Annotated in this window: 7 protein-coding genes; 1 reads left to right on the top strand and 6 read right to left on the bottom strand. The window is 60.1% G+C overall.

Going from position 1 to position 11,472, the window contains the following annotated elements; all coding sequences use genetic code 11:
* Nucleotides 1-358: 358 nt before the first annotated feature.
* Nucleotides 359-766: an MraZ C-terminal domain-containing protein gene (locus KBB96_RS13080; protein ID WP_211629892.1), complete on the bottom strand. Its 408-nt coding sequence runs from the start codon at nucleotides 764-766 to the stop codon at nucleotides 359-361.
* Nucleotides 767-1,088: 322 nt separating this feature from the next.
* Nucleotides 1,089-1,877 (bottom strand): glycoside hydrolase family 16 protein, encoded by a 789-nt coding sequence (locus KBB96_RS13085; protein ID WP_211629893.1) that lies wholly within the window; start codon nucleotides 1,875-1,877, stop codon nucleotides 1,089-1,091.
* A 104-nt stretch (nucleotides 1,878-1,981) separates the two neighbouring features.
* Here KBB96_RS13085 and KBB96_RS13090 point away from each other — a divergent pair, with 104 nt between their 5' ends.
* The gene (locus KBB96_RS13090) at nucleotides 1,982-2,281 is read left to right on the top strand and encodes a hypothetical protein (RefSeq protein ID WP_211629894.1); all 300 of its coding nucleotides are present in this window, start codon (nucleotides 1,982-1,984) and stop codon (nucleotides 2,279-2,281) included.
* A 95-nt stretch (nucleotides 2,282-2,376) separates the two neighbouring features.
* Here the strand turns inward: KBB96_RS13090 and KBB96_RS13095 are convergent, their stop codons facing one another.
* From KBB96_RS13095 to KBB96_RS13110, 4 genes are all read right to left on the bottom strand, one after another.
* The gene (locus tag KBB96_RS13095; protein WP_211629895.1) at nucleotides 2,377-3,078 is read right to left on the bottom strand and encodes a hypothetical protein; all 702 of its coding nucleotides are present in this window, start codon (nucleotides 3,076-3,078) and stop codon (nucleotides 2,377-2,379) included.
* Nucleotides 3,079-3,095: 17 nt separating this feature from the next.
* Complete coding sequence (locus tag KBB96_RS13100; protein WP_211629896.1) at nucleotides 3,096-6,611, bottom strand: hypothetical protein; 3,516 nt, start codon at nucleotides 6,609-6,611, stop codon at nucleotides 3,096-3,098.
* A 454-nt stretch (nucleotides 6,612-7,065) separates the two neighbouring features.
* The gene (locus KBB96_RS13105) at nucleotides 7,066-7,893 is read right to left on the bottom strand and encodes a hypothetical protein (RefSeq protein WP_211629897.1); all 828 of its coding nucleotides are present in this window, start codon (nucleotides 7,891-7,893) and stop codon (nucleotides 7,066-7,068) included.
* Nucleotides 7,883-11,425, bottom strand: a complete 3,543-nt coding sequence (locus KBB96_RS13110; protein WP_211629898.1) for a hypothetical protein — start codon at nucleotides 11,423-11,425, stop codon at nucleotides 7,883-7,885. Before KBB96_RS13110 ends, KBB96_RS13105 begins: the two co-directional genes overlap by 11 nt.
* Between the last annotated feature and the right edge of the window lie 47 nt (nucleotides 11,426-11,472).

Here is an 11,472-nt window from a genome sequence, read left to right on the forward strand (position 1 = left end):
TTCCGTCCGCCCAGCCAGGAAAATCCGGGCAGCCCGCGCCGACAACCAGCCAGAAGCGGAGCGGACAGCCCATTTGATAGGCGAAAGAGGGAGTGTCCCGATAATCCTCTTTCGCCCAGCCAGGAAAGATTCCGGCCCCCGCCCCGCCAACCAGCCAGGTGCGGAACGGACGACCGGTGCCAGGGATGCCGGGCGCGCTGTCCCGAGCGCGATTTGGCATCCCGCCATGAAAATAGCTCCCAACTCCGGCGCATGGGCGCCGGTGGACAGGGCCGCCGCAGGGTGCTGCGCGCCAAGTGCCGGAGTTGGTGGGGTGAACAGCATGTCTGCCGTTGGGTGTGGGTGAGTGTCTGTGAAATCAGAGGACTCCGAGTTCGTCTTCGTCGTCCTGGTTCATTTCGATCTCGAGCGCGCGTTCGTGGTTCGCCTTGCTCCAGATCTCGAAGTGCTTGCCGCGTCCGGCGATGATCACCTCGGCTTCCGCCTCGATGCCCGCCTTCTCGCTCAGGTCTTTTGGGACAAGCAGCTTGCCCTGCTCGTTCAGCGATGCCTCGCGGCAAAGCATGTAAAGGCTGTCCAGCGTCGCCCGCTTTTTGGCCGGGCTCAGGTCGCTGGCCTCCACGACCGCCACCCGCTCGTCGAAGGCCTCTTGCGTGAGCACCTTGATGACCGGCATGCCGTGCGTTTTGGAAAACAGCAGGCGAAGCACCTCACTCGGAGCAGGACGCCAGGCAGGCTGGATGGAGACCCGAAACTTCGGATCCATCTTGTATGGCGAAAAGCCAAAGTAGCGCTGACCAGTGGTGTTCAACTCGGGGGAGAGGTTCGCTTCAGTGCCCCGAAGTACACCAGAGAACACCGGAAGGGTCAACGAGAAACTAGACCTCTGTTAATAAAATTTTAAAACCTTCATTATCAGTAGCTTGAATCGCAAAAATTGATCTTTAAAACACTCGATTCAAGGGGATTTTATTTCAAAAACCCTTCTCCAGACCGATTTTGAGGCCCGAAAATCTCAAAAATGACCCGATTTGAGGTCTTTGGTGTACGTGGACCCGGGAAAGTGCATCCCGGTGTACAAACGGGCCTCAATCCCGCTGGTACACCCGCACATAGTCCACAGTCATCCGTTGCGGAAACACGGTGGCCGCATCCGGTGGCCCGGGCCAACCACCGCCCACCGCCACATTCAGAACCAGATGGAATGGCTGGTCGAACGGCGCGGGAAACTCCGCGCCGGTAGTGCTCCACTTCGTCTGGGTCTGATACAGCGCGCCATCGACATACCAGCGGAACACGCCCTTCTCCCATTCCAAGGCGAAGACGTGGAAGTCATCGGCGAAAATGCCGCTCTTGAGGGTGAAGGGTTCGCCGGTGTGGATATTCTTCGGCCAGGAGGCGCCGTAATGCAGGGTGCCGTGGGCCTTTGCGGGCTCATGGCCGACCAGTTCCATGATGTCGATCTCCCCGCTGGCTGCCCAGCCGCCATAGGCTTCCTTCTCCGGCAGCATCCAGACGGCCGGCCAGATCCCCCGCCCCGTCGGCAGCTTCGCGCGGATTTCGAAGCGGCCGTAGGTCCAGCTCGCATGACGCTTGGTGCGGATGCGGCCGGAGCTGTAGTCCTTCACCACACCGGCTGAGGAATAGGAGTCCTTCCGTGCTTCCAGCACCAGATTGCCATTTTCCAACCGCACGTTCTCGGAGCGATCCACATAGAATTGCAGCTCCCCGTTACCTCCTCCATGGCCGTTCTCCTCCACCGACCACTTGGTGAAATCGAGTTCCTTGCCATTGAACTCATCGGACCACACCAGTTTCCAGCCGGGTGTCTCCGCGGCGTGCAAAGCTCCGATGAAACAAGCCGTTCCCAGCAACATGCGAATGATCATGCTGCCACGCTCTGCGAGTCGGCGATGGCACGTCAACCCCGCTTCTCCATGCCTTCCTTGCCACAAGGCATGCACTGACTGAAAGTGGCCTCATGACCACCGCCGATCTTGCCCGCTCCGTCGCCACCGATTCCCAACCACCCGCCGGACTGACCGATACCGAGCGCTGCCTGTGGCTGGCCAAGGCCGGGAAATGGCACGAAGCCCACGATCTCTGCCAAGAGCTGGGAGATCAGCGCGCGGGTGCCTGGATCCACGCATGGCTGCATCGTGAGGAAGGTGACTTCGGCAACGCCGGCTACTGGTATGCCCGCGCCGGGAAATCCGCTCCCGCCAACCGGGCCGATCTCGCCGCGGAATGGGAACAGATCGCCTCCGCGCTGCTGGATTGACCTGCTTCCCGCCCTTCATCCCAAAGCAGAAACGCCGCCTCCGGTTTCCCGGAGACGGCGCTTTTCTGGGTTTCATGCAATGAAGAAATGGGAACCTACTGGGCCGGCCTCGGCGGAGGAAGCGGCTCATGGTCGGCGATCGTGCGCACGCTGGGAGCCATGGCACCCGGGCTGGCGTAAGTGATGAAAACACGACGCATCGTTTTGACATATTGAAGCTGGCGCTCTGTGAACGGCTGCCAGTCTTCTCCCGCCTTCGCATAGAAGTTGGTCTGAGCGACATTGAACTCATTCACATCCTTGATTTCAGGCAAAGAGGCGATCTGTCCCGCAGGCAACGGCCTCTTGATCGTTCCAGCCTGCATCGCCAGCGTCACGGGAGTGAGATTGACGATACGGGATTCACCAAAAGGGAAGGCCTGCGGCGAATCGTCGAGAGCGATGGCACGGTACGGCAGCTTCCCTCCCTTTGCCTCCGGTGCGATCACGACGATGCAGCGCTGGGCGGTCGCGGGCACGGTGGCCGAGGCAATAACCGGAGGCGGAATATTGGGATCGCTGCCGAACGGCCCATGCAGGGTGAGCTCGTTTTGAGCGAGCGTGACCTTGATGGTCGCGCCCAAGCCTTCGGCTACCAAGGGCAGTTTGTTGAAGACCTTGGGAGCGGTCTGCACCTGGAACTCGGCGCTGCCGTTCACCGGATCGTTCAGGACGGCACGCACTTCAATCTGCCGCTGGGCGCGGGCCTCCGCCAACAGGCAGACGAAGGCCAAGGAAAGACACTGGAGCAATTTCATTCTGGAGGACTTCTAGATCAAATTTCGGAATTGGAAAGCCAACGGAACGAAACGATCTCCATGCGTCTTCCAAAGGTCAAGTTCACCGAGGTATGTCCGGCGGTGGTCTCATAGATGTTCTTGCTGGCCTTGTCCGAGCTATCGACCCACTCGGGCAGGCGCTGGACCACGGCCTCCGCATAGGCACGGGCGGTCACATTACCGCTGTCATCCGTGGCCTGGCCGCAGACGCGGATCACGAATGTATCGGAACGCACCGTGGCACCCGGTTCCAGAAGACGCATGACGTCTCCCTGGGTGAGCCAGCCTGGAGCTCCCTCGGCGGGATATCCCTCCTGCTGCTGCTGGCTCCCCTGCTGCTTGCCAAGAAGAGCTTCCTTGGTGGGGAGATTGTAGAGCTTGGGATCAGACAGGTCATTCAGCGCGATCGGCACGTTGCCGGGGAGCAGCCTGCTGGGATTGATGTCGGAATTGGCGATCGCCGCGCCCAAGGCTCCGATACGGGTCTTGGCGGAGCTGGTGCCGACCTGACGGTTGACGAACTCGGACAGCGAGAGGAACGGGCCGCGCTCGCGGACCTGCTCCACAATCTTGGTGGCCAGGGTTTTGATCTGGTCGGTCGAGAGCTCGCGATAACCATTCCAGTTGTTGGTCTTCTCGTTGTCGATGTTGCCGGAAGACCAGTTGCCGAGGGAGGAACCTCCAACCGGCAGGGTCATCGGGAGAATCGGGGTGCCGGTCATCTTCCGCGACTCCACCGCACCGGACACCGCCCACAGGGTGTTGACGTCACTCTTGTTCAGGGTGGAGAGCATGGCCTGCCACGACTGGACGTTGGTCGAGTTGACATTGAAGGGCGATCTCACGAGCTGGGTGGCGGCGATTTCCTTGTAGGTGTCCGCATTCGGCTTGGCACCCACATAGTACTTGGTCGCGAGGGTCTGGGAGGTCTCCCCTTCCGGCACGTACGGCTGGAAGTTCTGGTTGAGAAGGGGCTGGTATCCGGTGCCGCCGGCGGCTCCCGCAAGGAAATCCTTGTATACCCGGTCGATGCTGCGGCCGCTGGTATCCGGTGCGATCGTGGAAAAGTAGAAATTGTCATACAGCGTGCGGTTCGCCAGATAGGACTGGTCGAGCCACAGTCTGGCAGGGCCGAAGCTGCCACTCGTCACCACGGCAGCGGTCGGCATCAAGGGCGAGATGGCGGAGTTGCCGACCGGTTGCGTGTAACTCGGCTGGAACGGAGTCGTCAGCGCGTTCGAGCGGCGGAAATCCGCGATGGCCTGCATCGGTCCGGTGGGGATCTCGAAAAGGCTGCCGGACTTGATGCCAAATGCCGTGGAGTTGCCGGAGAGAACCGGGCTGCGGTTGAGACTATCCAGTTCGAAGTAGTCGTCCGGAACGTTCAACGGCTGGAAGTTGACTTCATGACTGAAAGCGGAGGGATTGCCCGCCACCAGGTCGTTCTGCTCCAATGGAGATGCCGGATTGTTGAACAGGAACGGCTTGCCAGCCACACGACCGTCCACAAGCGCGTTCACACCACCACCACTGCCGGAACGGCTGCCCGTTTCATAGACCCCGCCGTTCGAAGTCTTGGCGGACGCGGTGAACAGCGCGACCGAACGGACCTTCACCTGATCCTTCAGCGGCTTGGTGCTCGGCTCATACAGGTCCATGACCGAGATTTCACCGCTCTTCGGATATCTCATCCTGGGAGGGAAGGCGGACACGAGACCTCCCGCATTGTTATACACGAGATCGAGACCCCCGTAGTTCTTGGTGGTCCCCTTGCTGGTGATGGTCGCCGTCACTTGGAAGCGATCATTCATACCGGCGCTCGGCTGGGTCGCCACAAATTCGATATGGAACGTATCGCTATCCTTCACTCCGCCCACGCCCAGTCCATCCGAGCCTGGAGAGGGATGTGGAGTGACCCAGTCAACATCAAACCCGAACTGGCGGCCGGTGAATCCGGTCTTCATGCGGATGGGGCTGGTCTCCGAGCCCGTCATATTGGTGTGCTGCGGGTCCCAGTCGAAATTCGAATTCCACATGCCATTCGGATCCACATAAGGGCTGCATACGATGGTCTGACCTGGCTTGAGAGTGATGGTGCCGCTGGGATTGGACGCTCCGAATGAGGTCCAATTCGCGATCTCCACCCAGAACTGGCGTTCCATCGCTCCATACACGAACATGTCCGTGAGAGGGACGATGTTGGCGGTGTCCAGTGCGGTGTTGTTGGCGTAGAGGTTGAAACCCACCGGAGCATTGCGGATACCGACTTTCATCCGCTCGAACTCGACCGACACGTTGTACGGATTGTGCAACGTGACAACCGGTGTGTACATCAGGTGGAACATTTTGGTCATCCCCTTCGCACCCAGTTGTCCGATCCAAGTGCCGTGCGCATCACGCAGCACCAGCGAATAGAGCAGGTCCACTTTCGCGATTACCGGCGCGGGATAGAAGGAACTCGGAGCGATCGGCACGTCGCTGATCTTGATGTCCGTGCTGGGAGCAGCCGTGTAGGTCGGCCGGCTTTCGGGACTGCTGATGTTCTTGTACATCCCGTAGTAGCTGGCCAGAGCCGACCAATTCGGATCCGCCTCGGCAGCCTTGTTCAGGGTTTTGGTGGAGGCATAGAGGGGACGTCCCGAATAGTCGGACGGCAGGGACGGCGCCTCGAACAGGGAGGTGAGGTCCTTCTTGAAACCACCCGTGCGGGTGTTCGTCAGCAAGCCGACGGAGTAGGGAGTGACATACTTGCGGAACTTGCCGGCCTGCGGAGTCCCGGCCAGGAGGTCGGTCTGGGAGAGCGTGACCAGTTTGCCGGAGGCCGCGGTGGCCGCCTTGTAGGCCTGCGCGGAATCATCCTTGGGCAGATAATCGAGAAGCGTGCCGTCCGCCGCAGCGACGACGGAAGTATCCGGGCGATGACCCGCAAGCAGGGCACGCTTCTGGGCAAGAGTGGAGTTTTTCGACGGATCGCGATAGGTAGCGATGCGGGCCTTCACCGACTCATCCGCCACATACCAAGCGTAGGCACCATCGTTTTTGCCATCACGGATCAAGGACACCAGACCTGCGGACACCTTGTCGCTGGCCTGCGCGCCCTTGCCGAGCGCTCCTTCACCGATCAGTTCGATCGTTTTGCCCGAAAACCCGGAGGTCGGGTAGTCCGGCTTTTTCACCGATTCGAGATCGTTGTCCGACACCAGCCAACGGAGGAACCGGTTTTCCTTTTCCCTGGTGTAGTTCGGTGCGCCCGAAGTCGCGACCGGGTCGTAGTCCCAGGACTGCCACACGCCGGTCAGGCCGGGCTTGGTCGGAGTGGCGGCCACGATCTCGGAGGTCGCGGTCACCGCCTTGTCCGTTCCCGCAGCCTTCTGGAGTTCACCGATCGCCAACATGAGGGCGAGACGCGCATTGGCTTTGGCCTTCTGCTGGGCCTGCAGGCTAGCGGAATTCCGCAAGGTGATGCTGGACAGGCCGAGCAACCCCAAAGCCAGTCCGGCGAGCAGCACCATGATTGACAATGTAATTATGAGCGAAAATCCGCGTGGCGCTTGCTTGCGCTTGCCAATCCGGACCCGACGGCGGCCAAAGGGTTTTAAAATCATGGAATAGAGCATGGGTTTGAGGGGTAACGCTTACTCCTATTCGCTCCAAGAGCGCCCCATGTCAAACCCCTTCCCACTTCAAATGTAAATACATTGTTGCAGGCAATTAACAAAGCCAAGCTCATCGGGAATGGCAAGCAGGCGAAGATATCTCATCGGATGAACCGTCTGTCACGCCACTCCATGACGCATTCATACAGGCAATCCCTTCAATTTACCTGCGTTTTAGTCCGACGACCGTGTTGCTCCACGAAGCAACCCGACCGGTCCAAAGGTCGCTTTCACGGAGTCTCCCAATGGACTCCAACCCCATCAAAAGCATCCGGCTTCTCCATGCGGTCCGCCGGAAAAACAAATCTCCCTACGGCTCCGGAGCCTCTTTCTGACGCCGCAGGATGACCGCCTGGAGAAACCCGGAGCGGGTGCCGTTGGTGGCTTGGAAGTACTCGGCATCGCTCTTGAGGACGATCATCTGGGCCTGCTCTTCATCGCCCACGCGGACAATATTGTTCTCCAGCATCTTCCACTCCTCTCCGTCCTGGTAGGCCAACTCATAGATCACCTGGTGGTTTTTCGGCTTCACGACGAAAGCATCCCGGGTCTTCAGCTCTTTGGCGGTGGTTCCATTGCAACGCATCGCGATGACGAAAGCGCTGTAATTGTGGATCCGCAGGTTCCCGAGAGGCAGTTTCGAAGGGTCGTCATCAATGACGACCGTCTTGTAGGTGTGGTCCGGACCGGGAGCCAGAAGCACGGTCACCCGTTTCGAATTCGCCGGGATTGCGGCAAGGGCGACCAGATCCGGCTTTTCCTTGCGGCGCTTGAGTAATTCAGGGGAAACCGGTTCCGTACTGGCGGGCGTGCTGGCAGGAGGCTTTCCAGCCTGCGCAGGTTGCGGAGGAACAGGCGCGCCCGGATCGTTTTTTTCGGAACCCGCGCTGGCGCTCTGATAGATCTCCATCACGTTCGATCCTGCATAGGAAACCGCTTTGGAGTATTGGAAGGCTTTGGCTGTGACTCCTTCCTTCTTGTTTGCGGCGGTGACCGATAACCCGGGAATGTCATGGCCCCAAGCCACGAGATCCACCTTGAGTGAAACCGCCTCCCCCTCCTGCGCAAGAGCGGCAGCGGGAGCGAACAAGCAGACAATGGACGGAAGAATGAGATGGAAGTAGGAACTAGATTTCATCAGGAGAGAGCCAGCGGAAGGAGACGATTGCAAATTGGCGGCCAAACGTACGGTTGGTGGCAGTGAGGACGGGGCCGCGGTCGGATGCGGCATTCGAAGCATCCACGTAGAGGGGCATGCGCTGCACGACCGCCTCACACCAGGCGCGGGCCACCGTATTACCGGACTCGCCGTCCACCGCCTCGCCATAGGCGCGGATCTTGAACGTGTCGGACCGAGCCGAGATCGACGAACCAATCACCTGAAGCACATCCGCCTGGGTGACCCATCCGGGAATGCCGGTGGAGCGGAAACCTTGCTCGGCCCTCAAGCCGGAATCGGTCAGCAGCGACCGATCCGAAACGATGCTGGCGACGGTGCCAGGATTGAGGTCCTGGGAGCTGGTGGCCCAGTCGTTGGCCGTATTGGACATGCCGGTGGACTTTCCTCCGGCCATGTCGGCCCGCGGGGCTCCGTTCTCGACCTGGAGGTTGAGCCTGTCGTTCGCGACGACGATGTTCTTGAAAACCGAAGCCGAGCCATCCGGCTTGATATTGGCGCCACCCAGATCCAAGGCACTTTGAAGGGCCCCGCTGCGGCTCACGATGGTCTTGGGATCGAGGCCATCGGTGCCCAGTCCCACCAGCGCGCGGTTCACGAACTGGGATACCGAAACGAATGGTCCGCGCAGCCGCACCTGTTTGACGATCTCGGTGGCGATCGTATCGATCTGCGCATCGGTGAGGCGTCGGAAGCCGGACAACGAGTCATCGCCATCACCGGTCGGCTGCGAGGCACCCGCGGTGGGTTGTTCAAGGCTGCGCGGATAAAGGGCCTCGGTGGAGGTGCCGCCGGCAGGATGGCTCAGGTATTTGCTGCCCGCGAGCAAAGCCTTCCAGGCATCCTTCTCGGTGCAATTGATATTGAAGCCTCCGTTCGCCAACACATGGCCGGCCGACTTCAGGCCATCGAGCAATTCGGGCGAACGATCCCCGGCCCCGCCGGTCTTCACGATTCCCTTGTTCAAAGGGTCCATCGCTGCTCCGCTGCGTGGAATCGTGGAGAAATAGTAGCCATCCCAGAGCGCGGTATTCAGCAGATGGGAGATGTCATAGTAGTTCCCCTGGGCCGTGGTGGCAGACGTGGACCCGCCGTTGGCCACAACCGTGTAGTCGGTTCTGTTCTCTTTCACGAGCGACCGCTTCAGGAAGGGAGAGGCATAGGAATTTCCAACCGCATTGCCCGGCTGATGGCCGACGGAGGCGAAGGTGTCATCACCCGTCAGATCGGCATGCTGGAACTGGGCCAGCGACGCCAAGGTCTGCGGAGGACTGAACAGGACGACCTTCTTTGACGTGAAGGGGGAAGCGCCCCAGCCGATCGGGGAGACCGCCAGGTTCTTGGCAAAGTTGCTGCCGGTATCACCTCCGGGGCCGGTCGAACTGAACGGCAGCGTGCTGATGCTGTCCGTACTTTCCATAAAATAAGGTGGAGGATTGTAGGAAGTGATCGGCTTTCTGAACCGGGTCGCCTGCATGTTGAAATCGGCGAACGTGCGCATCGTGGAACTGCGCAATCCCATCTGGCCGGAGGGGGACAACGGCAGGATTTGATCGTATCTGTTCGTGGACTGGCTCAACTGGAAGCTGTAGTGCATCAGCGGGAACGGCTTGGTCATGACCGCCGCGATGGCGGGTGTGATCGCACGCTGCGTGGCCGAGAAATTGGCATTATCGAGTTCAAACCTCTCGATCCGCCGCAGGATATCGGTCGATCCGGCCGGCCGCAGTTCCACGCACAACTGCGAGGTGATCCAGGTCTCCCGGACATCCATGGAGACGTTGGCGGAACTCGCGTTGTTGAACTGCTGCATCATGCAGATTTCGAAATTGGTGGCATCGCTGCTGTCGAGCGGCCCCATGTTGACAACAGTCTGCGCCGTGCTGCCCACCGGGCGGGAGGCCGCGGAAGCGAGGGTATAGGCCTTCGCCTCCCCTGCGGGGATCTCTCCCGCCGGAATGCGGAAAATCGTGTTGTTGAACACCGCCGGGTCGGACGAATTGGCGGGCAGGAAGGCCGGTTGTCCGGCCGCCCCCCAGATGCAGGACGGGCGGTAGCTGGTGGTCGGCATCTCACACTTCACCTCGATGTCCAACCCGTTGTTCCACTTCAAGGGAACGGAATAGGGGTTCGCCAGAGCGATGGCGATCTTGCCGCAGGAATGGGTCTTGTAGCTGCCCGCACTCGCCTCCAAGCGCGCTCCCAGGAGCACCCGGAAATCCACGACCACCGGAGCGATGGCGTATTCCTCAGGCTTCGTCGCCGGCTTGCAAACCAGCCGCCCACCGCTGAGAGAACCGTAAAGATCCTTGAATTCCTTGAGACGGTCCCACTTCGGCCCCTTCATGTTGGTGGAGGTGACGGAGACCGGCAGGATGTTTTTCCCGGCCAACGGCGGATTTGGAACATTCGGCACCGGACTGGACGGGAGCGACTCCAGATAAGCGGAGAGATCCAGGCGGAGGCCGCCAGCCACGGTGTCAGCGAGGACATTGTAGCTGTCAGGAGTGGCCGCATGGAAAATCTGGCCCAGAGGACCGGAAGCACCGTCCTTGTACTGGGATGCCAGTAGTTCCGCTTGCGACAAGGTCACCACACGGCCGAGCACGGAATCCGCGCCGCCCGTCGGCACCGGATACTGATTCAGTGCGGTCGTCTCCCAACCACGCCGGACCGTGGGTAGATTCGCATACGTGAGAGTGCCGGTATTCGCGGGCTGGTTGATGCGCGCCTTGACGCCTTCATCCCCCACCCACCAACCGTAGCGACCGGAGACTTTGTTGGAGCCCTTGCCCGTGTTCACATCGACCAGCGGTGCCGAGACGTAATGGACCACGTTCGGATCATTCGCCCCGGAGTAAACCGTTCCGGCATCTCCGACAGAATTCTTCCCCACCAGAATGACGGCCTTCTTCGGATCCCCCACTTTGCCGGAGGCATTCAGCGCGGCGATGGGCGAACCGGGGTTGATGGCGGTAGTGGGGGTGGCCATTTCATTGCCGCTGATCAGCCACTTGACCAGTTCCGGCGAAGGGGTCTTGGTATAGATCTCGATCTCGGGATTGGTGACATTCTTGTTTTTCCAAACGCCGGTCCAATAACGGGTGCCATTCTGGACCTTGGACAACCCTTTTGCGTCGCCATTCACGGAGGTGTTGTTCTGTGGCGTAGCTCCGGCAGGCAGGCGCTCGCCTCGGTCGGCTGCCGCAATGTCGGCGGCGGCCGTCACCCGCTGGTCAGGACCGGCCTGCTTCTGAAGCTCACCCAAGGCCAGCATCAGCGCCAGACGGGCGTTGTTGCGGGCGGTGACCATGGCCGTGCCCGACGCGCTCTGGCGCAGTGTAATCGTGGAAAGAGAGAGAAGGCCTAGGGCCAGAGTCGCCAACAGCATCATCATCATCAGCGTGATGATGAGCGAAAAGCCGTTCTTCCGCCGTTTTGCGACAGAACGGAATCGAGAAAGATGCGGGGAAAAACCCACATACTTCAACATTCCCAAGCAATACCGGGCATAAATGCGATGCATGCCAATACAAATCC

Origin of the sequence: Luteolibacter ambystomatis (genome assembly GCF_018137965.1) — a bacterium.
Lineage (GTDB): Bacteria > Verrucomicrobiota > Verrucomicrobiia > Verrucomicrobiales > Akkermansiaceae > Luteolibacter > Luteolibacter ambystomatis.

Excerpts from the sequence above, each read along its gene's own strand:
- KBB96_RS13080 (WP_211629892.1), bottom strand. The coding sequence starts at position 766 with ATGGATCCGAAGTTTCGGGTCTCCATCCAGCCTGCCTGGCGTCCTGCT.
- KBB96_RS13085 (WP_211629893.1), bottom strand. The coding sequence starts at position 1,877 with ATGTTGCTGGGAACGGCTTGTTTCATCGGAGCTTTGCACGCCGCGGAG.
- KBB96_RS13090 (WP_211629894.1), top strand. The coding sequence starts at position 1,982 with ATGACCACCGCCGATCTTGCCCGCTCCGTCGCCACCGATTCCCAACCA.
- KBB96_RS13095 (WP_211629895.1), bottom strand. The coding sequence starts at position 3,078 with ATGAAATTGCTCCAGTGTCTTTCCTTGGCCTTCGTCTGCCTGTTGGCG.
- KBB96_RS13100 (WP_211629896.1), bottom strand. The coding sequence starts at position 6,611 with ATGGTGCTGCTCGCCGGACTGGCTTTGGGGTTGCTCGGCCTGTCCAGC.
- KBB96_RS13105 (WP_211629897.1), bottom strand. The coding sequence starts at position 7,893 with ATGAAATCTAGTTCCTACTTCCATCTCATTCTTCCGTCCATTGTCTGC.
- KBB96_RS13110 (WP_211629898.1), bottom strand. The coding sequence starts at position 11,425 with ATGTTGAAGTATGTGGGTTTTTCCCCGCATCTTTCTCGATTCCGTTCT.